Genomic DNA, 22,917 nt, shown 5'->3' with positions numbered 1-22,917 from the left:
GATTGTTTTCCAATAGGCAATGGATCATCATTATTAAATTAATCGGTCGCTACGGATTCAAGTATTCTTGCCCCGGAGTCCACACTGACTTCATAGGCCGCTATTCCCCCTGCATTTAGAATACCTTCAATTACCTGTTCTTTCCTTTCTTCCGGAGCCAGTACCACAATACTGCCACCTCCGCCCGAGCCCACTATCTTGGCCCCATAGGCGCCCGCATTTAAGGCTCCTTCAATCATTTTGTCAATTCTGGGCACTGTGATTTTCAAAATGTTTTTGAGGATATCATGGTGTTCGTTCATCAGCGCACCGATCCTTTGAAAATCTGGTTGGGGTTTTCTGAATTCAGTTAGTGCCTTTTGGGTTATATCGTGATTGGTTATGGCCGCGTATAAATAGCTTTTCAGATCATCGGGAACATGGACCAAGTATTTTTCCAGGTCCTCCTTTTTGGCGGTTTTGATGTCAAAATCCTTGATTTTACTTTCTACGGCTTGAATGGACAACTTCGCCTTAGTCCTTAATTCGCCCAAGAGCCCCAGTGTTTTCTTGGGAATACCTGATTCCCCGATAATAATGCCCTGTAAGGGTTGATTGATCACTTCAAATGAAAAGTCATCCCCCGTTTCAATGAATACGATGTTGCCCAACCCAATGCTGTACTGGTCCATTTTGCCTCCCGGGGCCTTTTGTTCCAATACTTCCGACTCATAGGATAACTGGGAGATCAGTTCCGGTGTCACCTCTGCATCGATCCCAAAGGCTTCGATCAAAAAGTTGACCCAGGACACGACAACAGCGGAAGAGCTTGATGTGCCTGCATTGATTGGTAAATTTCCCTTTATCTCTATATCATAACCTTTATCGGGTACACAATTGTAACGCCTAAGAACTTTTAGGGCATGCAATAGATGATCTCCCTTTTCTATGTTCTCAAGGTTTCCATTTATAGGGATGATCCTTTTTTGGTTGATATCCGGTTTGTTGATATTAAAAACCTGTAGTCCATTCTCAACAGCCGTTAATTTTATTCTCCTGCTAATGGCACATGCAATGACAGGCAGACCCAGGTAATCCTGATGATCTCCGAACAGACATGTTCTTCCAGGGGCAAGTGATATTATTTTTTTCATTTAAATATTTGAAAATGTGTTGGTTAAGAGTCTTTTCGTTATTAATTTTTTGTTAAAAAATCATCAAATTTAGACTCGCGTTGCTAACGAATGTATCTGTTTTTTTTAAATAAAAAAAGAAAATGGACAAAAAATGTGTTCGAACACACAAAAAAATGTTTTCGAGCACACCAAAATTGTGTTTTCGAACACATTATTTTTTGTCAACGAACATTGTTATATATTTGCCTAAATATGAAGAAATACACGATCAAGGATATTGCTGAACAGGCAGGAGTATCAAAAGGCACTGTGGATAGGGTGATCCATAAAAGGGGCAAGGTTTCCCAGAAGGCCTTGGAAAAGGTCACCAAAATACTTGAGGAGATAGACTACAAGCCCAATCCAATAGCACAGAGCTTAAAAAACAATAAGGTTTACCTAATTTGTGTTGTTTTGCCGGACCCCAATGAGGACAACTTTTGGATTCCTTGCGTTGATGGTGTAAATCAGGCCATAGAAGAATTTAGATCCTTTTTGGTGGACATCAAATTGTTCTTTTATGGTCCCAGTAGTACCCAATCCTTCAAGGAAGTCAATGAACAGATATTGAAACTGACACCCGATGCTGTGCTGCTTTCGCCACTATTTCAAAAAGAGAGTATAAATGCCATAAAAAGTTTCAGATCTGCCGGTATTGTCGTAAGCACGTTCAATAGCCAAATAGATCTGGAGCAAGCCGTCAGTTTTGTGGGACAGGATTTGTATCAAAGCGGAAGGGTGGCCGCTAAGCTGATGCATACGATTGTTCCGGATGACCATGATATCGTAATCTGCCATTTCAGTGAATCCCTGAGCAATGCCATACACATGCAGCAAAAGGAAAAGGGTTTTAGGGACTATTTCAATGGATTGAAAGGAGCCGACCATAAGATATTGACCTTAAGTGTAGATCAAGCGGACCCTGACCAATCTTTGGTCAATTTTTTGAAATCGAACAATAAAGCCTTGGGTTTTTTTGTGACCACTTCCAAGTCATACAATTTGGTGGAGATGCTTCAGGACCAAAGCCACAAGGATATCAAAGTCATCGGTTATGATCTTTTGGATAAGAACAACGACCTTTTGAAAAAGAACAAGATTTCATTTTTGATACATCAGAGCCCAAAGACTCAGACCTATATTGGGTTGACCTATTTGATAGAACATTTTTTGTTCAACAAGGAAATACCCAATAAAAAGCTGTTGCCGATCGGTATAGTGAATTCTGAAAATCTGATTACTTATCTGGAAAGTTAGGATTCCCTTCCCCAAGTATCAGTGTGCCAAATGATGAGGCAATATGAAAATTGGGGGTTTCTGTTTTGGGATCCACCCAAGAAATCCAAATGGGTTCATACACGGAAGCGTCCATTTTCTCATATTTAGCCCTAAAGATTCCCGTTTCAATTTTACTATTTTGGATCAAGTTCAGTTTTTCTAAAGATGCCCTACTGATGCTACCTTCAACAATGAATCCATTTGCATCGGAATGGGATTTTACGATCAAATTCTTTTCGGGCCAATTCCAATTAAAATCAAAGACCCTGTTAGGAAGTGCCTTGAAATCCATAATTCTAGGAGTCGGGTCAATCTCCAAACAATAATAGGGGGTAAGGGAATCGTCTTGTCTAAAAAACAGCTCAACCCTGTCGGAAACATTTATGCTCTCATTACCAATACCCTTTTTATCTATATGGATGCTGGTGTCCAAAACCCGGAACATGAAATATAGATTTTCATCATCCCATAAGGCCCTGAATTCTGTTGTTGTGACAGGTAAGTCACGCCAAGGCGAACCAAAATCAGTTAAAATATCGGCCATTTCCCATAACCCATCATCCGCCTTTCCGTTTATACTCAGTTGATTGTTGGGGATAGCATTGACTACATATTCTTTCATTTATCCATCAATGTTTCTTATCATGAATTTCAGAATAATTTTAAAACCATTGGGTTTGGGTTATTGTTTTTATTCCATGAATGTTCCATGCAGCAGTTTAATCAAAAACCGTGTCTGATGTCTCCTTGGGACCTTCAAATTTTCGAAGATAAATGAACATTGAATTTTTATACCAATTCTTTTTTAGGTCTTCCTTGGTGGTTTTTGGGTTGATTTGACTCTTATGGCATTTATGAGAAAGGTAAGCCTTGTCCAGATCTTCATCAGTGAACGCCACTTTGGTGGTCAAATATTTTCTTTCCAATCCATGTAACATCCTTTCTTCTGGGTTTTCTATCAAATCGGAAGGAACACCACAAAAATAGAGCGACATAGGTTTTTCCCAGTTTTTGGACAGATATACCTGTGTAACCGAGGCGCCAACAAGACGGTGGTCCATATGGTTGGACCAACCATCAGGCCCCCAAGTAATCAAAACATCGGGTTTTACTTCTTCAATAATGGCATTCAAGTCCTTTATGATCCCTCGTGCTTGGGGTATATGGCCATCATAGCCTTCCGCAGCCCTTAATTGATCATGGTAATCCAGATGGCGAAGTTTGGCCCCTAAAATTGCAGCGGAACATTTTAATTCCTCTCTCCGGATAGCAACCAATGTATCACCTTCCATATGGTTGTTGAATTCGTTGGAACCGTACCTGCCGTCAGTTACCGTGACCAGATGTATTTGGGCACCTTCCCTGGAATATTTGGCGAGTATGGGGGCAACGGTTCCCTCATCATCGGGGTGTGCAAAAATAGCCATCAATACCTTGCCTTCAAGAGGTTTTTGACCATGAAGTTCATGCTGAACGGATAGCATCAGAACAAGGGTTAAGGCCGAACTAAATAAAAAATGGAAATTTGGTTTTTTCATAAATGAAAGTGTTTCAATTTACTACATAGGTGTACTTTACACAGGCAATTTGAATTGGTTAAGCTATTAAAGATAATGGTTCTATTGTAAGTATGTACGAAACACTTCTTATTACCTACAAATCAAAGCAGTTTCCTACAACTCTCATGGAATTGAAGAATTTACGGTGTATTCCATACATTTCTGGTTATATTTAAAACATGGTTTTGAAGATGTAAGCACTTGACCATATGAATTTGTTAAAAGTAAATACTGTATGAACCGAAGGGACTTTGTGAAAAAAAAGATGGTTGTATCCGCTGCTTTAGGTTTTGGCGGAGCAGGGGTATTGTCTGCAGCCGAATGGAATCCCAAAAAGGAACAAAAGCCATTCAACCTTAATTACGCTCCCCATTTGGGAATGTTCAAGGAATCTGCAGGTAATGACCCCATTGACCAGTTGAATTTTATGGCGGATATGGGCTTTACCGCTTTTGAGGACAATGAGATGAAAGGCAGAGATCAAAGCCTTCAGGAGAAAATGGCCAAAGCCATGATGGAAAGAGGTATTTCAATGGGAGTTTTTGTGGCCCATGAAATTTACTGGGACAAACCCAACCTCGCTAGTGGGGATGCATCATTGCGTGAAAAGTTCTTGAAGGAAATAAAGGAGTCCATCGAAGTTGCCAAAAGGGTCAACGCCAAATGGATGACCGTGGTACCGGGCCATGTGGACCTTAGATTGCGAAAAGGATATCAGACTGCCAATGTCATAGAATCGTTGAAACGAGCTTGCTCGCTTTTGGAGCCCCATGGGTTGACGATGGTTTTGGAGCCCTTGAACTTTCACAACCATCCTGGCCTATTTTTAACGGATAGCCCACAAGCCTTTGAAATATGCAAGTCCGTGGATAGCCCTTCCTGCAAGATACTTTTCGATATCTATCACCAACAGATCCAAGAAGGTAACCTTATTCCAAACATAGATGCATGTTGGGACGAGATCGGTTATTTTCAGGTTGGTGACAACCCAGGTAGAAATGAACCTACTACCGGCGAAATAAACTTTAAAAATGTTTTCAAACACATCCATTCCAAGGGATTTACAGGTATTGTGGGTATGGAGCATGGTAATTCCATGGAAGGCAAGAAAGGTGAACTGGCCGTAATAGAAGCCTATAGGATTACCGATTCATTTTGATTATGAAGTGAACAAAAATTGGTCTGTCTCAACTACGTTGTTCATGGATTGAATGGGACATCTTTTTCTTAAAATAACAAACCAATGCATTATAAAATTCAACCTATTCTTCTCTTTTTAGCTTATACTGTATTAGCTAACCACAACTTGAATGCCCAAAGCCTTGTGGAGCAAACCCAGGTTATCCCGGGGGAGCTGCCAGATCCTTCGATCATAGAAGTTGATGGTACTTATTATGCATCAGGGACTTCTGGGGATTGGGCACCTATTTATCCCATCTATACATCCATCGATTTAAAAAATTGGGAGCTTTTGGGCCATGTGTTTCAAGAGGCCCCGGAATGGACCATGTCCAGTTTTTGGGCCCCGGAACTTTATTATAAGGATGGTACTTTCTATTGTTATTATACGGCAAGGGCAAAGGATGGTATTTCAAAAATAGGTGTCGCCACAACCAAGGATATTTCAAAAGGGTTTGAGGATAAAGGGGTCATAATAGAATGGGGTAATGAGGCCATTGATGCTTTTGTTTATGAAGATAGGGGCACACCTTATATTACATGGAAAGCGTATGGCTTGGAGCCTAGTAAACCTGTTACCCTGTTGGGCTCAAAATTGTCTGACGACGGTTTATCCCTCGTGGGTGAGGAATTTGTCACCATCACTGCAGATGATACCGCATTTGAAGAGAATATGATTGAAGGGCAGTGTATTGTAAAAAGGAATGGCTATCTATATATGATATACTCGGGTAACGGATGTTGTGGTCCGCAATGCAACTATCAAGTTGGAGTTGCACGGGCTAAAAGTATGGAAGGCCCTTGGGAAAAAACTCCCAATAATCCCCTGATAATAGGGAATAGTTCGTGGAAATGTCCTGGACATGGTACGGTTATCCACACAAAAGACAAATGGTACTACCTTTATCATGCCTATAATACCAAAGGTTTTCCCACACTAGGTAGGGCCGCTGTATTTAGTGAAATGTATTGGGATGAAAGTATTGGCTGGCCCTATTTTAAAGTGGAAGAGAAAACCTCTGATAAAGATAGGCTAGTAAAAAATCTTACCGATAATTTTGATCATGCCCCATTGAACAAATTTTGGCGTAAAAATTTACTGGCCACTGATTTTGATATTGAACTTACCAATGGCGAGTTAAAATTGACCGAGACACATCCGGATCCCAATAACAAAACGGGAGCCGTTTTATGTGTGATTCCCGATGATTCCGATTTTGAGTTTTCCATAAAAGTTAAAAATACGAACCAAGCGCTCAAGGGCCTTGTGTTCTATACTACAAAGGATAAAAGCCTTGGACTGGGTATAAAGGGAGAAAAGCTACTATTGTGGAAGATAGCTGATGGTACCTATGAGGAAATGGCCAGTGTAGCATTGAAAAACGCAGGAGATGTTTGGCTTAAGGCCAAAGTGACCAATTCCAAAAAAATTGATTTCAGTTATCAAATTGCCAATGAAAACTGGAAATCATTGAATGCATTGGAAGGGGATAACCTCGTATGGTGGTCTTCCGGTATGAAAGTGGGAATACAGATCAAGAAAGACGACATTTCTGGGGATACCGAAGGCAAGTTCGATGATTTCAGTATAAAATATTAGAAAAGACAAACGCCCTCACCTAAACGTGGATGACTTTGTCTTTGGATTTCTATTGACTCGGAATAGGCTAATCTCCTGAGCACTTCTGCTAATCTGCCTCAAAAAGCGTTTACAATACAACCAATTTGTTATTCCATATTTATCCTACGAAAAAATTGCAGAAAAAGAAAATTGACCAACCGATAAATGGAAATTCGATAAAGGTTTCTTTACATTTAAAGAATAGAAAATAGTGATGAAGATGGAAAACCAATTTGATGCCATTGTAATTGGATCGGGTATATCGGGAGGTTGGGCAGCCAAAGAGCTTTGCGAACAAGGGTTGAAAACCTTGGTGTTGGAAAGGGGAAGGGATGTCAGGCACATAAAAGATTATCCGACCATGACCATGAACCCTTGGGATTTTGAACACAGGGGAAGGATGACCAAAGCGTTTTACCAAGAAAACCCCTTGATTACAAAAGCCGCTGGTTATGGAGAGGACACTGCCCATTTTTTTATAAAGGATGCCGATCATCCCTATGTACAGGAAAAACCGTTCGATTGGATTCGGGGTTATCAAGTGGGAGGAAAGTCCTTGATTTGGGGCCGGGCCTGTCAACGTTGGAGCGACTACGAGTTCAAAGCACCCAAAAAATATGGTTATGGCATAGAATGGCCCATTGGTTATAATGACGTTGCCCCTTGGTATTCCCATGTAGAAAAATTCATCGGCGTCTGTGGCAATGAGGATGGCATTGAAGCTATGCCAGATGGTGAATTTTTACCTCCATTCGAAATGAATTGCGTGGAGGAACATATGCAGTCCACACTCAAAGAGCATTTTCCAGGGAGACATTTGGTACAAGGGAGATGGGCCCACTTAAGTGAACCTGAACAAGTCCATTTAGATCAGGGCAGGGGAAAGTGTCAATGTAGGAACTTGTGCATGCGTGGTTGCCCGTTTGGTGGATATTTTAGTTCCAATTCATCCACATTGCCTTGGGCAGAAAAAACAGGAAACCTCACCATAAGGCCATTTTCAGTGGTTCATTCCATCTTGTATGATGAAGCGTCAGGGAAAGCATCAGGGGTAAAGGTAATTGATACGAATACGAAGGAGGAGATGGTCTACAATGCGCGGATTATATTCGTCAATGCATCGGCACTAAACTCCAACCTGATTCTGCTCAATTCAAAATCGGAACGCTTTCCAAATGGTTTGGGCAATGACCATGATCTATTGGGAAGGTATGTCAGTTTTCATAACTATAGGGCAGGGTCCGGTGGAGCGATCAAAGGCTTTGAGGACCACTATTATTATGGTTCACGACCTTCGGAATGTATCATAGCCAACTATCGTAATTTGAAAGAACGGGACACCGATTTTGTGGGAGGGTATACCATTTTTACAGGAGCCTATCGAAACAGAGCTGAGGAAGTGCCTGAAGATGTTCCACAACTTGGGGCGGACTTTAAGCATAGGCTCAGCAAGCCAGGTGATTGGCGAATCTATATGTATATGCAAGGAGAAACCATTCCGAAACCTTCGAATAGGGTATATCTAAGTGGGGACAAGACCGATGATTGGGGCATTCCTTTGTTGGTGACCGATGTGGGGTACGATGAGAATGATGAAAAAATGGTCGCCGATTTTCTGGAGGAAAGCCAGAAAATGCTTGAACAAATGGGTTGCACCGACCTGTATTCCTATGACAGCAAACAGGCACCTGGTCTGGACATCCACGAAATGGGCGGTGTACGAATGGGCAAAGACCCCAAAACTTCATTGTTGAACGAGTTCAACCAAATGCACCAGTGCAAGAATGTGTTTGTAACCGATGGAGCCTGCATGACCAGTACAGGCAATCAAAGCCCTTCCATTCTGTACATGGCACTCACGGCACGTGCGGCCAACTATGCCGCGGAACAATTTAAAAATAACGTATTGTAATAAAGAAAACATCTGAATATGGACAAGAAAGTGGGCGTTGGATTAATCGGTTCACAATTTATTTCTAGTATACATGCCGATGCATTGAGTAGGGTGGCCGATGCGGAAATCATAGCAGTGATGTCGCCTACAAAAGGGCATGCCAAAAGTTTTGCGGAAAGGTTCCATATCCCCAATCATTTTACGGATCTGGATGATATGCTCGCCATGCCCGGTATTGATATGGTCGTGATCGGCGCTCCTAATTACCTTCATTGCGAAATAACACTGAAGATAGCCAAGGCAGGTAAACATGTGGTCGTAGAAAAACCGTTGTGCATGAATTTGGAAGAGGCGGATTTAATGATTGAAGCCTGCAAACAGGCCAACGTAAAGCTCATGTATGCCGAGGAGTTGTGCTTCGCTCCAAAATATGTTCGCATGAAGGCCCTGCTAGATGAGGGGGCTTTGGGAAAACCAACGCTCTTCAAACAATCGGAAAAACACGATGGTCCCCATGCCGATCACTTTTGGGATGTTGAACGATCAGGCGGTGGAGTGACTATGGATATGGGTTGCCACGCCATTCAATTTTTTAGATGGTTGCATCCGGGAAGGGCCATCAAATCGGTATATGCACAAATGATGACCAGTGTACATACTGATAAAACCAAAGGAGAGGACAATTCCATTGTCATCATGGAATTTGATGACGGTGTTGTGGGAATGATGGAAGAAAGTTGGACCAAGCTAGGAGGTATGGACGACAAGGCCGAAATTCATGGAACGGAAGGCGTGGCCTATGCCGATCTATTACAAGGCAATTCCATACAAACCTATAGCACAAAGGGCATTGGATATGCCGTAGAGAAAGCCGGGAATACTATCGGGTGGAGCTATACCATGTATGAAGAAAGCTGGAATTATGGTTTTCCCCAAGAGTTTGAACATTTTGTGGATTGTGTCAAAAATGACAAGCAACCTTTGGTGACGGGCGAGGACGGAAAGGCAGTTCTGGAGGTGATCTATGCAGCCTATGAATCGGCAGGTACTGGAAGAAAGGTGATGCTGCCATTCAGACCCAATGTGGATAAACCTTATAAATTGTGGAAGAAGTAAAAAAGGCATCATAAGTTAAACGAATCAAAAAATGGAAAGAAGAGAAGCGTTAAAACTAACCGCAACAGTTTTGGGAGGCAGTATCATAGGATCCCAATTATTTTTATCCAGCTGTGCTGCCCCGCCCAAGAAAAGGTCGGAATTGATCGTTGACACCGATGTGCCCTTACTTGATGAAATTGGTGAGACCATTCTACCCGATACCGATATATCGCCCGGGGCAAAGGCCGCCCATATTGGAAATTTCATACAAACCATGGTCAATGACTGTTATGACCAAGAAGAGGCTGCTCTCTTTATTAATGGATTGGAAACCATAGAAGAGCAGTCCATCGAAGCATACGGTCATGGGTTTGTTGACCTTTCAAAGGAACAAAGACTGGAACTTTTGACCAAGTTTGATCAAGAAGCACGACAACATAAACTATTGGAAAAACCGCATTTCTTCGGGATGATGAAAGAGCTGACCATTTGGGGCTATTTTACTTCTAAACCGGGAGCCACCCAGGCCCTTCGGTATAATCCCGTTCCTGGCCGATATGAGGGCTGCATTCCCTATAACGGTGAAAAAGCTTGGGCATAATGAATATACAGGTCTTTGGGGATTATGAACAAATGAGTGCCTTTGCGGCCGATATTGTTCTTGGGGAACTGGAAAGGAAGAGAACCCTTAAAATCTGTGCTGCCACTGGTAATTCACCTACAGGAATGTATGGACTATTGGCTCAAGCCTACAAAGACCGACCTGAAATTTTCAATGGTCTACACATTCTAAAACTGGATGAATGGGGCGGACTTTCAGCGGATCATCCCGGTTCTTGTGAGCACTATCTGCGTCAACATCTTCTTGAACCACTTAAAATCCCGAATGGGAGATATACCGGATTCACGCCCAATCCCAAAAATCCCGAAAATGAATGTGAAAGAATTCAGCATATCATGGAAAATGGTGAACCCATCGACCTATGTATTTTAGGTTTGGGTAAAAATGGACATATTGGTTTTAATGAACCTGCCGACATGCTTCAACCCTTTTGCCATGTCGCTCAACTTTCCGAAGAATCCAAAGGGCATGGTATGGTGGAAAATATGGACCAAAAACCGAAGTATGGGATGACCCTGGGGATGCAAAACATCCTTTCTGCCAAACGGATTATTTTATTGGTTTACGGAGTCGGAAAAGATGATGCCATTGCTATGCTGAAGAAAAAAATGATTACCCCCCGATTCCCTGTTACTTTTCTATGGCTTCATCCCCATGTTGATTGTTTATTGGTGGAGAATGTCCGTTGAATTATTGATCATTCACTGATCGTAATGGGGCTGCTTGTCAATGGAACTTTTGAACTACTTCGACGGATTTGAGTCAATAAATTTTAAATAGGGAAGTGCCAATTATCTGCAATAGGTGCTGATATACTGGTCTGTGAAAATATAGGACTTATTGTAATCCACGAGAAACCTTCCTGTCTTGAACTGGCAATCAAAACTGAGCACATCACCTTCCTTGATCTGGTTAAAATCCAAATTTGGTGTCTCGGTAGGGTTACAGGTAATGGGTTTCGAAAAATCTTCCAGGAGGTTTTTGGCAATGGTATTGGTCTCGCTTTTCAGTTCGTTCAAAAAATCCGATGATATGGATTGCTTTTCAAGAATCTCCCTGGAAACAAATTCAATATCGCGGCCAATGGCTTTTCCGGAACGATAGATCAATCCATCCTCTATATTGAACTCCGTTTTAAAAAAGGTATGCACGTAGGCAATTTTCACAAAGTTCGGATCATCTTCAAAATTGGACTCCATATAAGAGGCACTTAATTTTGGCTCGGCACCTTTGGTCAAAAACGAATCAATGGGGACTTCACGCTTGTCATACCAGATTTCGTGCTTCTGGTATTCGTACCCCTCGAACGATTCGCCACGATCATCGCGTTCGTCCATGCAACGGGCATACATGACCACTTCTTTTGCAACATAGTGAAAGCCATTCCGTTCCCTAAAAAAAGGTATTTTGTACTCATCTTTCAAAATCCACTTGCCTTGGTATTTGTAACAGGGGTAGTAGCAGTCTTCGGGTAGTTCCTTGAGCTTTACATAGGGTTTTATGTAATTGTTCTCAAAACCCCAGCGTAGCATTTCATAGCGTGTTTGCTCTGACAGACCATCATCTGTTTCAACCTCATCGGTTTGTCTTGTAAATAGATACAGGGTTATGGCCAGACTGACCAATAAAACCCCGGATATCCACATGAACACTCGCTTGTCAAAAATGGAATTACCTGTACCGCTTGCTTGCTTCGATACTTTGCGACGAAGTTCATGAACATCCAAAAGCCTTTGCACATTTCGCAAAGCCCGGGTCAGTTCACCTTCAGATGCCGTATTGTTGATCAATCTGGAAAATTGAGAATCGCTATAGAATAAATCCCGTGCAATTTTGGAATTGCTCGTGGATTCAAAACTATTGTTCTCGGCATTGTAGCGCCCATAATGATGTTCAAGTTTTGAGATAAATTCTGCATGAATTTTATTTATCTCCTCTTCTTTACTCATTCAAGTCGGTTGAAAATTGGTAAAAATCGATAAAAATTATTGAAATATCAATAATATGATTGATTATTTATATAATTGTTAATCAAGCAAGCATAATAATATCAAAACAACAATCCTTGTTTTTTTGGTAGTTTTTACTCTAACTAATCAAACTTAAAACATTTAAAATGAAAATTAGACTTAAGCATGCATTTTTGCTACTTGCAGTCCTTTCCATTCAGTTTGCAATTTCTCAGAAAACAGTATCAGGAACCGTGACCGACGAAAATGGTATGCCATTGGTGGGGGTTTCCATTATTGAGAAAGAAACGACCAATGGAGTTTCTACGGATTTTGATGGCAAGTATTCCATTACCGTTAAAGATGGGTCTTCTGAACTTATGTTCAGTTATATTGGTTTTACTCCAGTGACCAAGCTGGTGGGGATGGCAAGTACGTTGGACATTACGATGGTAGAGAGCGCAGAGGCGTTGGATGAGGTGATCATTACTTCCCTGGGCTTTAAGGAGCGTAAGGATGACCTTGGGTATGCCAGTTCCACCGTTGGGGGAAACAAGATTAGTGAGGCCGGGGAGACCAATGTCCTGAACAGTCTTTCTGGAAAATCCTCAGGAGTACGCATCAGCAGAAATTCAAGTGATCCTGGTGCGGGTTCCTATATTCAAATTAGGGGATTGTCTTCCATAACAAGGAACAGCCAGCCCCTTATCATTGTGGACGGTGTTCCCATTAGTAATGATGTACGAGGAAACAGCGATAGTGGCGGTGTGAACCAAGAATCAAGGCTTAACGACATCAACCCCAATGACATTGAATCGATCACCATTCTTAAAGGTGCTTCGGCCGCAGCTTTGTGGGGTACACAGGCCTTGGGAGGGGTAATCAACATTACCACCAAAAGCGGCAAGTTCAACAGTAAACTCTCCGTAAGTTTAAAAAGTACATATTCCTATGATGAAATAAATAGAAAATACCCGTTGCAAGATGAATTTGGGCAAGGAGACAACGGGGTATACAACCAAAGGGCCCGGGATTCCTGGGGCGATAAACTAGCTGACAGATCAGGAGGATTGGATGAATTGGATACTTCCGGAGAGTTTTATATCGATCAGGCCGGCAATGTGTACTATCCGATTCTGACCAAAAATTCCAGGGAGACATTCCATGATTCCAATTTTGATAAAATATTCAGCAACGGACACTTTTTTGAAAACAACCTTAGTTTGAGTGGAGGGAACCAAAAAAGTTCCATGTTCTTTAGTTTGGGGGATTTGAACCAACAGGGGATCATTAGAAACAATTCCGATTACAGAAGGACCACGGTACGGTTCAATGCAAGACAAAATTTTACCGATGCCATAAGTTTGAAGATCAGCTCTTCCTACTCCCGGACCAAATCCAATAGAATTGAAAAAGGGGCCAATAGTTCGGGACTTTACTTAGGCTTGTTGAGGAACCCAGTCGATTTTGATATCACAGGATACCGAGGGGATTATTTTGCCAACAATGATGCCACTCCCGTTTCCAATAGGCATCGATCATATCGAGAACCTTTGGGTGCTGATGGTACCCCTACCTATAACAATCCACTTTGGACCATCAATGAGCAGGAGAACTTGGCCAAAGTGGATCGTTTTATCACCAATGTGGAATTGACGGCGACCCCTAGCTCTTGGCTGACCTTGATTGCCAGGGTGGGATTGGATCACTATAGCGAGAAGAGAAATGAATTTTTTACCCCTGGTTCTGCTTCGGGAACGTTCAGTACCGGATACATCAGTCAAGAATTGGCCACCAATTCCATCTTCAATATGGATTATATTGCCAAGACAGCTTTCAACTTTTCCGATGATATAGGGGCGGACTTTTTGCTAGGTTTCAATTTTAATGATAAGTCTAGGGCCGTAAACGGTTACACAGGAACTAACTTTATCCAGTTTTTGGATGTGGACAGTGGTATTCGTGATGTGGACAACATTTTGCCCGAAAATATCGTGACCACCAGTACCCAAGGGCATGAGAGGACAGTAGGGGTTTATTCCTCCGCATCCCTTTCTCTGTACGATATGCTCTTCTTGAACGCTACGGTTAGGGCGGAAACAGCCTCCACTTTTGGGGATGAGAACAATAAAGCCTTTATTTTTCCATCAACCTCCATAGCTTGGCAGTTCTCCCAATTGGAACCGTTTAAGGACAATAATACCTTTTCCTTTGGAAAACTAAGGGTTTCCTATGGAGAAGTAGGAGTACAGCCCGCGAGATATAACACGTCCAATGTATATGTTTCCCCCACCTTTGGGGATGCCTACGGAGGTGGACTCAATCTTGGATTGTTTGGAAATGGGGCCTTTGTGCCAAGTTCCAGTCGAGGGAATACCAATTTAAAACCAGAACGAAAAAAGGAAATCGAGTTGGGTGCGGACCTCCGTTTTTTCAGGGATAGATTGTCCTTGAGCGGTACCTACTTTTCCAATGTTACAGAAGATGTGTTGTTGGAATTTCCACAAGCCAATTCCACTGGATATACTTCCGTGTATACCAATGGGGCCGAAATTGAGAATAAGGGGTATGAATTGGATTTGGGATACCGCATCATCCAAACCAAGGATTTTACATGGTCTTTGGATGCCAACTTTACCCAGGTCAGGAATAAGGTAACCGATTTGGCAGGGATAGAATCCTTGAATCTGGGAGGATTATCGGCTGTAAGTTCAAGAGCGGTGGAAGGGCAACCTTTGGGTGTTCTTTGGGGATCGAGAACACTCCGAAACGAAGACGGGTCCATTGTGTATGATGAATATGGCTTTCCGGAGCAGGACCAGCTAGAAGGTGTGATCGGCGATCCCAACCCAGATTGGCAGGGTTCCATTTCATCCACTTTTTCATATAAAAAACTACGCTTGTCCGTATTGTTCGAAACCTATCAAGGGGCCGATATCTACGCTGGAACAAAATCGGTAATGCGTGATTTGGGGACATGGTCAGACACGGCGAACGAGATAACGGCGACCCGAAATTATTTTACTTGGGATGGGAACATCATCAACATTGGCGATACGTTCCGTGGAAATGTGGCCGATTTTGGGGCTGGTCCCGTGGCCCTTACGGAAGCTTGGTATAATGGGGATGGAGGATTTTTCAGTAATGGAAATGACGAATTGTACATCGAGGATGGTTCTTGGACCCGTTTGAGGGAGCTTAGCCTCTCGTATCTTTTGGACAATCCCTGGTTGAAGAATTCCATTGGGCTTCAATCGGCAGAGTTCACGCTTACAGGGCGTAACCTTTTTCTTTGGACAAAGTTTGAGGGCAATGATCCCGATACCAATCTTTCGGGGATCAGTGCTGCCAGGGGGATTGATTATTTCAACAACCCCAGTACCAAATCCTATTTGTTTAGTCTAACCCTAAACTTCTAATCAAAAAAAAATCATGACAATGAAAAGCTATATCTCCATTTTTATACTTGTTGCCTTATTGGCGTCTTGTAGCAAATTGGTCGATGACCTTAATAATGATCCGAACAATCTCACAGAAAGTTCCTATGGAACGGTTTTAACGGGAACGGAAGTGGGCAACATCCTATTGCAAACCGGCGAAACGGCCCGAAGGGCGTCCATTTTTGCTGGTCAGTATACCGGAATCGATAGACAACACCTCGGGTTCTCCCAATACTCAGTGACCACCAGTGATTTTGATGCCCTTTGGAACGATGCCTACGTAAATGCCTTTAGAAATGCACTAATCGCCGAAGAAACGGCATTGAACGATGACATTGGCCCTGTAGCACAGGGGATATCCTTAGTGCTCCAGGCACAGATAGCTGGGACGATTGCTTCGCTTTATGGGGATATGCCCTTTGACGAAGCAGGGAATGTGGCCATAACCGATCCTATTTTTGAAGGACAGAAAACAGTCTACGGAAAAATCCAAAACACGTTGGATACTGCTATAACATTATTGGCGGAGGGTACCGGAAAACCAAGTGCTGGTTCAGATATTTATTTGGATGGCGATGCCAATGCGTGGATCGAGGTGGCCTATACCTTGAAGGCACGTTTTTATCTGCACACCAAAAACTATCAAGGTGCACTTGCCGCGGCCTCCAATGGCATCAGTTCTATGGACAACAGTTTGTATGGTCCTCATGGGACTGCTGCTGAAAACTCCAATTTAAACTATCAGTTTTTTGCTATCGAAGTACGTCAGGCAGATGTTGTGGTTTCAGATTTCATGGCCAGTCTGGTAGACCCGAATGTGGGGAATCCGATTCCATCCAATTACAGGGGAAATGCAAAAACGGATGAAACTGGCCGATATAACTTTTTGTTCACTACGAACAATACGGGCATTCAGCCTAATATCTCCAATGGCTTTGCGGCACAGGACGCGCCTGCACCTCTGGTGACCTATGAAGAGAACCTGCTCATATTGGCCGAGGCAGGATTCAGGGTCAATGGGTTTGATGCTGGTCTTTCCTCCCTAAATGATTTTAGGGCATTCATGAACACGGGCGGATATCTTAGAAATGTTGATCCGGCACAAGTGCTATATGAGTCTTATGTTTCCGCGGATTTTGAAACCGGTGGAATGGAAAATCCGGATAATATCAGTCAGAACAATGCCTTATTACGCGAAATTTTGGAAGAGCGCTATGTGACCCTTTTTGGACTGATTGAACCTTTCAACGACACACGTAGAACATTGGGGGAAACAGTGGTAAGGGTTCCGATAACCCCAAATACGGGTAGCCAGTTGCCACAGCGATTTCTGTATCCCCAGTCCGAAATAGATAGGAACACCAATGTTCCCGATCCCATTCCCAACTTTTTTGATAAAACCCCTGTTAACCAATAGTTACTACTTAGAACATGAAAATAAAACACATTAAAAGCATCTGTTTTTGGTTACTGGCATTGACTGTATTGGTGCCGACCAACCTCAATGCGCAAGAAGAAAAAGCCCCCGTTAAAATATTGTTTGTGGGGAACAGCTTCACCTATTTTTGGAACATGCCCCAGTTGGTAAGTGCCATGGCGGAAACGCAAGGAGTTTCTATCCAAACATACCAATCAACTGTTGGGGGGAGCAATCTGGAACAACATTGGAAAGGGGAGAAGGGAACAAAGACCCGTGAATTGCTTGAGGATAAAAAGTGGGACTATGTAGTGTTTGGAGACCATAGTTTGAGTACCATTGAAGCCCCGGAACGTTTTAAGGAGTATGGGACCAAGTTTGCGGAATTGGTCCGTTCCCAAGGAGCAGAGCCCATCTTTTATATGACATGGGCCTATAAATCCAATCCTTTGATGCAGGAAACCATAACCAAAGGCTATATGGAACTTGCCACAGAGCTTAATGCCAAAGTACTTCCGGTCGGCCCTGTATACATGAAAGCAAGAACTTTAAGGCCCGATTTAGAGTTCTATTTTGATGACAAACACCCATCGCCGGACGGTTCCTATTTAATCGCCCTTACCATAACAAAATTGCTTACCGGCAAATCTGTAAGTGCTATCCCAGATCGATTGACCACAGTGGACGGGAACGGTGAAAATCTGTACCTGTGCTTTGTATTGCCACCCACGGGGGATTTTTTGAGACAGTTGGTAGAGGAAATGAATTTTGAATCCTTTAAAACCCAAAAATGAACTTTTTGAAAAAGCATATCTTTTTAGTGGCAGGACCCTTGGCTTTTCTGGTCCTGCAAGGCTTTAATCCCCCGACCGGGATGTCCGACAGTGCTTTCAGTATGTTGGGCATTACCCTATGGATGGCCATTTGGTGGGTTACCGAGGCCATTCCAATTGGGGTTACGGCCCTGTTGCCGATTATATTGTTTCCGCTGACCGGGGCCGTCGAACTTTCGGAAACCACTGCCTCCTACGGGCATAAGTATATTTTTCTATACATGGGAGGATTTCTATTGGCTATTGCCATCGAGAAATGGAACCTACACAAGCGGATTGCCCTACATGTGATCCGGCTTATAGGAACCAACGTATCAAAGATCATTTTGGGCTTTATGGTGGCCACTGCTTTTCTGTCTATGTGGATATCCAATACGGCTACCTCGGTAATGATGCTACCCATAGGAATGTCCATTGTGGCACAGTTAAAGGATAACCCTGCTACCATAGAGGACGAGAACCTCATTTTTGGAAAGGCATTGATGCTCGGTATCGCCTATAGCGCCTCCATCGGAGGGATTGCCACCTTGATAGGAACCCCACCAAATCTGGTTTTTGCAGGTTATGTGGAAGAGGTTTATGGTATAGAGATCACGTTTTGGCAATGGGCCAAATGGGGGCTTCCCATCGCCATTCCACTTTTGTTGATGGCTTGGATCTACCTTACCCGCTTCGCTTTTAAATTCAAGCAGAAAGAATTTCCTGGGGGAAGGGAGGAAATCAATCAATTGGTGAGACAATTGGGACCTATGAAGAAAGAGGAAAAAATAGTTTTGGGCATCTTCATCCTTACTGCTTTTGCATGGATCGGCCGCTCGTTCATCCTACAACCATTGTTGCCTGCCATAGATGATACCATAATAGCCATGTGTGCGGGTATTTTGCTGTTCACCATTCAGGGAAGTGATAAAGAAGAACCCTTGATTACATGGGATGATGCAGTGAAATTACCATGGGGTATCATCCTGTTGTTTGGTGGTGGTATGGCCCTGGCCTCAGGTTTTGAAACCACGGGCTTGGCAGCTTGGCTGGGAAGTCAAATGAATCTTCTACAGGGACTGGCACTTATTGTGCTGGTTGTGGTCATCATTACCTCGGTAAATTTTATAACCGAAGTGACTTCGAATTTAGCAACCACAGCAATGTTGCTCCCCATTTTGGCACCTATTGCAGTAGGTTTGAACATCAACCCTTATATACTTATGGTAGCCACTACGGTTGCGGCATCCTGTGCCTTTATGCTACCAGTGGCAACTCCGCCCAATGCAGTGGTATTCGGGTCGGGGTACCTAAAAATATCTGATATGGCCAAGAGCGGTATTTGGATGAACATTTTTTCCATAGTGTTCCTCACCCTCATGGTGTACTATATGCTGCCCCTTATCTGGGATTTTCACCCAAGGGAGTTCAGCGCTTTTATCGTGAATAAAATTACCAAATGACAAACTAAAAATTAACGAACATGAAAAATCGTAAGAACCCAATATGGAACATAGCCGTTTTACTGTTGGTCCTATTTATTGGATGTAATGACGATGACGAAGGTAACGTACTGGATGATGGTACCTTGGTAATCCTTACGACCAATATCACCGAAACAAATTTTGAAACAATTGTGGAAGATGTTCCAGTGGACACCTCCATTGAGATTATCTTTTCACACAGTCTGGATACGGATGCCATCACTTCAGCTTTGGATTTTGCATCGGGTTCCACAACTGTTGATTATGAGATAGGGTTTTCCAATACCAATTCAACCGTTACCTTGGTGCCAAGCACGTTGGATTATGAAACCAGCTACACCTTGTCATTGCCCGAAGGCACATATGGGGCCAATGGAGAGACATTGGAAAGTCCTTTTTCCATAAGTTTTGCCACGGCAGCATTTGTACCACCTACTTTGACATTGTCCAGTGACGTTTCTGAATTGGAAGAAGATGGCCAAACAGCGACCATAACGGCAACCTTGAACAAAGTGGCCAATAGCGATGTGACCGCCACCTTTGTTTTTGATGGAACAGCCACCAAAGATGATGACTATACTGTTTCGGGCGAAGAAAGCATCACCATCCCTCAAGGTAGTCTATCGGCTTCCATTTCCGTCACCACCATTTTGGATGGGGAAAATGAGGGCAATGAATCCATAGATGTTTCCTTGGATAATGTAACCAATGCTGATGCCGATTCCGAAGGCATATCCATAGCCATCATAGAACAATTACCTGCCCTTTCCTTAAAAGGGATTCTCGCCCTTACCTGGGATGGTTCCGGAACCAATGATGGTAAGGCCATCCACCTAGTGGCCAATCAAGATATTGCGGATTTGAGCTTGTATGGTCTGGGAACTGCCAATAATGGTGGAGGAACCGATGGTAACGAGTTTGTATTGCCCGCCATTTCCGTCTCTGCCGGGGACGACATCCTTGTAGCTAGGGAAATAGAATTGATTTCCACATATTTTGGTGGATGCATCGGTGAGTTCGAACACATACTTCAGGCCGAATCGGCCATCAACCAGAACGGGGACGATGCCATTGAGCTTTTCCAAGGAGATGTTGTGATAGAAACCTATGGGGATATTGATGTGGATGGCACCGGACAGTCCTGGGAATATACAGGTTCATGGGCCTATAAGATAGATGGGGTCTGGACCACGGGAGGACTTGATTGTTCCATAGGCTCTAGCACATTGGACACTTCTGGTTGTCCATACCCCATTTGTTCCGAGGCACTCACCTTGCAAGGGGTGTTGGCATTGTCTTGGGACGGCAGTGGAACCAACGGGGGAAAGGCCCTTCACTTGAAAGCGAACAAGAATATCCCCGATTTGAGCATTTATGGTATTGGGGTGGCCAATAATGGCGGAGGTACCGATGGCATTGAGTTTACTTTTCCGGCCGTTGCTGTTGAGGAAGGGGACGATATCCTACTTGCCAGGGAACAAGCTACCATTGCGGCTTATTTTGGAGGCTGTATGGATTCTTTCGAACACATCATAGAAACCGAATCCATGAACCAAAATGGGGATGATGCCATTGAACTGTTCAATGGCGATACCGTGGTGGAGACCTATGGAGATGCCAATGTGGATGGAACAGGAGTAAGCTGGGAATACACGGGCAGTTGGGCCTATAAACTAGGTGGAACTTGGGTCGTGGGTGGATTGGATTGCGCTGCCGGCTCAACCACCACACAAGGATCAGCCTGCGTGTATCCGGCCTGTAATTAATGATGTTTAATAGATTATTCTCTAAAAGATGAACAAAAAGAATTTTATAAAAAGCATTCAACTGTTGCTTTTAAGCAGTATCGTCCTATGGTTTACCGCATGCACCAATGATGATGATGCCTCTGGGAACTTAAGTGTGATTTCCGTAAAACTGAACGATGCCCCTTTTGTGGATGGTATGCAGGATGTTCCCGTGAACAGCACTTTTGAGATGGTTTTTTCCGCTATTTTGGACCCGGACAAATTTGAAAATGCATTTTTCATAACAGAAGGCTTGGAGAATGTACCCTATACATTGGAGTATCTGAATCAATCCACCAAGGTTTTGATTCATCTTAATGATATGGCTTCCGCTACAGAACATATGATCGGTGTGGACTCTGGAAGCATTGGCATGGATGGGAAGGCATTGGTAAACAGTGTCACCTATTCTTTTACTACTGAGGATGGGAATGCCAGTTCCAAAACCCCGTGTTTGAGTGCATCCGAAGATTGCATTCAGCAGCTAAGCTTTTTGGACAACGCCAGCGAACCATTATCCTTTGAAGTATATGCCAATTATGATTTTGTGGACGACCCTGAATTTGTGTATGACTTCATTGATAAAGTGGTGGTAGTGGTCCATGGTGCAGAGCGCAATGCCGATGAGTACTATGGTTATATGCTCAATTCCTTGAAAAGTATGGACAAGGAAAAGACCACATTGGTCATCGCACCCCATTTTCAGGATGATCTGACCGCTCCTGCCGATGGTTTGGTCTGGAACGACTCTGGATGGAGAGAAGGAGCGGATGCTAGCAACACCAATTCATCCATCAGTTCGTTTACTGTTTTGGATACCTTGGTGAACCGTTTTTCCAATCTGGACAAGTTTCCAAACCTTAAGACCGTTCTTATCGCGGGTCATTCCTCTGGGGCAGCCTTGTCTCAACATTATGCCGTGGCGAACAAAGTTGAAGGTTCGCATCCAACCATTGATTTTCAATATGTAGTGGCCAATAACCAATATTTCTACTATCCGGATGGCCAACGGTATGATGAGGGTACGGGAACTTTTTACGAACCAACGGATTGTGTAGGATATACCTATTGGCCCTACGGGAGTGAATTTGCGGTTTCCTATCTCGATGGGGTGAGTGCAACTACTTTGACAGAGCAACAGGTTTCCAGAAATACTATTTATTTTTTGGGGAGTGATGATACCTCCACCACAGGAACATTGAACACCACGGATTGTCAGGCAACCTTGTTGGGGTCCAATCGATTCAATAGGGGAGAGAACATGTTCCATTATATGGAAACCTTTTATTCCGGAAGCCATAACCATAGGAAAATTATCGTACCTAATGTGGCACATGATGCCAATGGCATTTTCAATTCACAAGAGTTTAAACAATTCATCTTGGAATTTGATTAGGCATAACAAGCTTTCATAAAGCAATTCATTGGTTTGAGTTAGTTTAATTCAAAAAAGGCGCAACATTACCCAGTTGCGCCTTTTTACATTTCACCATAATGGGTTTCGGATAAGGCTTCCATATGTACATTAAGACAAACCAAAGATTATTTTGCCACCAGAGGTCAACAACCGCGGCAAAACGTAACGGTTAACCTTAAGTTAATTCTCTTTTTGCATTTTGATGA

17 protein-coding genes are annotated in these 22,917 nt (G+C 43.0%); 13 read left to right on the top strand and 4 right to left on the bottom strand.

The annotated features are described in order from the left end of the window. Positions 1-38: 38 nt before the first annotated feature. Positions 39-1,133, bottom strand: coding sequence for a mevalonate kinase family protein (locus D2V05_RS13700; RefSeq protein WP_119648193.1), 1,095 nt, complete (start codon positions 1,131-1,133; stop codon positions 39-41). Positions 1,134-1,367: 234 nt separating this feature from the next. On the opposite strand from D2V05_RS13700, the gene D2V05_RS13695 reads away from it, so the two are divergent. Beyond that, positions 1,368-2,411 carry a LacI family DNA-binding transcriptional regulator gene (locus tag D2V05_RS13695; protein ID WP_119648192.1) on the top strand — a complete coding sequence of 348 codons (1,044 nt, stop codon included), beginning with the start codon at positions 1,368-1,370 and terminating at the stop codon, positions 2,409-2,411. Here the strand turns inward: D2V05_RS13695 and D2V05_RS13690 are convergent. Further along, positions 2,392-3,054 (bottom strand): sugar-binding protein, encoded by a 663-nt coding sequence (locus D2V05_RS13690; protein WP_119648191.1) that lies wholly within the window; start codon positions 3,052-3,054, stop codon positions 2,392-2,394. The genes D2V05_RS13695 and D2V05_RS13690 overlap by 20 nt on opposite strands. A 97-nt stretch (positions 3,055-3,151) precedes the next feature. After that, complete coding sequence (locus tag D2V05_RS13685; protein WP_183114843.1) at positions 3,152-3,916, bottom strand: PIG-L deacetylase family protein; 765 nt, start codon at positions 3,914-3,916, stop codon at positions 3,152-3,154. A gap of 310 nt (positions 3,917-4,226) precedes the next feature. On the opposite strand from D2V05_RS13685, the gene D2V05_RS13680 reads away from it, so the two are divergent. The 6 genes from D2V05_RS13680 (at position 4,227) to D2V05_RS13655 (ending at position 11,094) form a co-directional block, all read left to right on the top strand. After that, on the top strand, positions 4,227-5,150 hold the full coding sequence (locus D2V05_RS13680; RefSeq protein WP_119648189.1) for a hydroxypyruvate isomerase family protein: 924 nt from the start codon (positions 4,227-4,229) through the stop codon (positions 5,148-5,150). An 84-nt stretch (positions 5,151-5,234) separates the two neighbouring features. Further along, the gene (locus D2V05_RS13675; protein ID WP_119648188.1) at positions 5,235-6,770 is read left to right on the top strand and encodes a glycoside hydrolase family 43 protein; all 1,536 of its coding nucleotides are present in this window, start codon (positions 5,235-5,237) and stop codon (positions 6,768-6,770) included. A gap of 241 nt (positions 6,771-7,011) precedes the next feature. Next, on the top strand, positions 7,012-8,703 hold the full coding sequence (locus tag D2V05_RS13670; RefSeq protein ID WP_119648213.1) for a GMC oxidoreductase: 1,692 nt from the start codon (positions 7,012-7,014) through the stop codon (positions 8,701-8,703). Between the two features lie 18 nt (positions 8,704-8,721). Beyond that, positions 8,722-9,801 (top strand): Gfo/Idh/MocA family protein, encoded by a 1,080-nt coding sequence (locus D2V05_RS13665; protein ID WP_119648187.1) that lies wholly within the window; start codon positions 8,722-8,724, stop codon positions 9,799-9,801. Positions 9,802-9,832: 31 nt separating this feature from the next. After that, positions 9,833-10,384 carry a gluconate 2-dehydrogenase subunit 3 family protein gene (locus D2V05_RS13660; RefSeq protein ID WP_119648186.1) on the top strand — a complete coding sequence of 184 codons (552 nt, stop codon included), beginning with the start codon at positions 9,833-9,835 and terminating at the stop codon, positions 10,382-10,384. After that, positions 10,384-11,094: a galactosamine-6-phosphate isomerase gene (locus tag D2V05_RS13655; RefSeq protein WP_119648185.1), complete on the top strand. Its 711-nt coding sequence runs from the start codon at positions 10,384-10,386 to the stop codon at positions 11,092-11,094. Before D2V05_RS13660 ends, D2V05_RS13655 begins: the two co-directional genes overlap by 1 nt. A gap of 102 nt (positions 11,095-11,196) precedes the next feature. Here the strand turns inward: D2V05_RS13655 and D2V05_RS13650 are convergent, their stop codons facing one another. Then, complete coding sequence (locus D2V05_RS13650) at positions 11,197-12,354, bottom strand: hypothetical protein (RefSeq protein WP_183114842.1); 1,158 nt, start codon at positions 12,352-12,354, stop codon at positions 11,197-11,199. A 167-nt stretch (positions 12,355-12,521) separates the two neighbouring features. Between D2V05_RS13650 and D2V05_RS13645 the strand changes: the two genes are divergently transcribed. From D2V05_RS13645 to D2V05_RS13620, 6 genes are read left to right on the top strand one after another with little or no spacing between them, the layout of a single operon-like run. Continuing rightward, a complete protein-coding gene (locus tag D2V05_RS13645; protein ID WP_119648184.1) occupies positions 12,522-15,773 on the top strand; it encodes a SusC/RagA family TonB-linked outer membrane protein in 3,252 nt (1,083 codons plus the stop codon). 19 nt (positions 15,774-15,792) lie between these two features. Continuing rightward, positions 15,793-17,211: a SusD/RagB family nutrient-binding outer membrane lipoprotein gene (locus tag D2V05_RS13640; protein ID WP_119648183.1), complete on the top strand. Its 1,419-nt coding sequence runs from the start codon at positions 15,793-15,795 to the stop codon at positions 17,209-17,211. Positions 17,212-17,225: 14 nt separating this feature from the next. After that, complete coding sequence (locus D2V05_RS13635) at positions 17,226-18,005, top strand: SGNH/GDSL hydrolase family protein (RefSeq protein WP_119648182.1); 780 nt, start codon at positions 17,226-17,228, stop codon at positions 18,003-18,005. Continuing rightward, the gene (locus D2V05_RS13630; RefSeq protein WP_119648181.1) at positions 18,002-19,486 is read left to right on the top strand and encodes an SLC13 family permease; all 1,485 of its coding nucleotides are present in this window, start codon (positions 18,002-18,004) and stop codon (positions 19,484-19,486) included. The genes D2V05_RS13635 and D2V05_RS13630 overlap by 4 nt, the downstream gene beginning before the upstream one ends. A gap of 20 nt (positions 19,487-19,506) precedes the next feature. Continuing rightward, on the top strand, positions 19,507-21,273 hold the full coding sequence (locus D2V05_RS13625) for an Ig-like domain-containing protein (protein WP_119648180.1): 1,767 nt from the start codon (positions 19,507-19,509) through the stop codon (positions 21,271-21,273). Between the two features lie 28 nt (positions 21,274-21,301). Next, positions 21,302-22,690: a hypothetical protein gene (locus D2V05_RS13620; RefSeq protein ID WP_119648179.1), complete on the top strand. Its 1,389-nt coding sequence runs from the start codon at positions 21,302-21,304 to the stop codon at positions 22,688-22,690. The last annotated feature ends 227 nt before the right edge of the window (positions 22,691-22,917 follow it).

The sequence above is a fragment of the Flagellimonas pelagia genome (assembly GCF_003584135.1).
Lineage (GTDB): Bacteria > Bacteroidota > Bacteroidia > Flavobacteriales > Flavobacteriaceae > Flagellimonas > Flagellimonas pelagia.
Note: the sequence above shows the minus strand (reverse complement) of the source record. Positions and strands in the feature narration are given on the sequence as shown.

What these genes read in the sequence shown, in the direction of transcription:
- D2V05_RS13700 (WP_119648193.1), bottom strand. Translation starts at nt 1,133, where the DNA reads ATGAAAAAAATAATATCACTTGCCCCTGGAAGAACATGTCTGTTCGGA.
- D2V05_RS13695 (WP_119648192.1), top strand. Translation starts at nt 1,368, where the DNA reads ATGAAGAAATACACGATCAAGGATATTGCTGAACAGGCAGGAGTATCA.
- D2V05_RS13690 (WP_119648191.1), bottom strand. Translation starts at nt 3,054, where the DNA reads ATGAAAGAATATGTAGTCAATGCTATCCCCAACAATCAACTGAGTATA.
- D2V05_RS13685 (WP_183114843.1), bottom strand. Translation starts at nt 3,916, where the DNA reads ATGCTATCCGTTCAGCATGAACTTCATGGTCAAAAACCTCTTGAAGGC.
- D2V05_RS13680 (WP_119648189.1), top strand. Translation starts at nt 4,227, where the DNA reads ATGAACCGAAGGGACTTTGTGAAAAAAAAGATGGTTGTATCCGCTGCT.
- D2V05_RS13675 (WP_119648188.1), top strand. Translation starts at nt 5,235, where the DNA reads ATGCATTATAAAATTCAACCTATTCTTCTCTTTTTAGCTTATACTGTA.
- D2V05_RS13670 (WP_119648213.1), top strand. Translation starts at nt 7,012, where the DNA reads ATGGAAAACCAATTTGATGCCATTGTAATTGGATCGGGTATATCGGGA.
- D2V05_RS13665 (WP_119648187.1), top strand. Translation starts at nt 8,722, where the DNA reads ATGGACAAGAAAGTGGGCGTTGGATTAATCGGTTCACAATTTATTTCT.
- D2V05_RS13660 (WP_119648186.1), top strand. Translation starts at nt 9,833, where the DNA reads ATGGAAAGAAGAGAAGCGTTAAAACTAACCGCAACAGTTTTGGGAGGC.
- D2V05_RS13655 (WP_119648185.1), top strand. Translation starts at nt 10,384, where the DNA reads ATGAATATACAGGTCTTTGGGGATTATGAACAAATGAGTGCCTTTGCG.
- D2V05_RS13650 (WP_183114842.1), bottom strand. Translation starts at nt 12,354, where the DNA reads ATGAGTAAAGAAGAGGAGATAAATAAAATTCATGCAGAATTTATCTCA.
- D2V05_RS13645 (WP_119648184.1), top strand. Translation starts at nt 12,522, where the DNA reads ATGAAAATTAGACTTAAGCATGCATTTTTGCTACTTGCAGTCCTTTCC.
- D2V05_RS13640 (WP_119648183.1), top strand. Translation starts at nt 15,793, where the DNA reads ATGAAAAGCTATATCTCCATTTTTATACTTGTTGCCTTATTGGCGTCT.
- D2V05_RS13635 (WP_119648182.1), top strand. Translation starts at nt 17,226, where the DNA reads ATGAAAATAAAACACATTAAAAGCATCTGTTTTTGGTTACTGGCATTG.
- D2V05_RS13630 (WP_119648181.1), top strand. Translation starts at nt 18,002, where the DNA reads ATGAACTTTTTGAAAAAGCATATCTTTTTAGTGGCAGGACCCTTGGCT.
- D2V05_RS13625 (WP_119648180.1), top strand. Translation starts at nt 19,507, where the DNA reads ATGAAAAATCGTAAGAACCCAATATGGAACATAGCCGTTTTACTGTTG.
- D2V05_RS13620 (WP_119648179.1), top strand. Translation starts at nt 21,302, where the DNA reads ATGAACAAAAAGAATTTTATAAAAAGCATTCAACTGTTGCTTTTAAGC.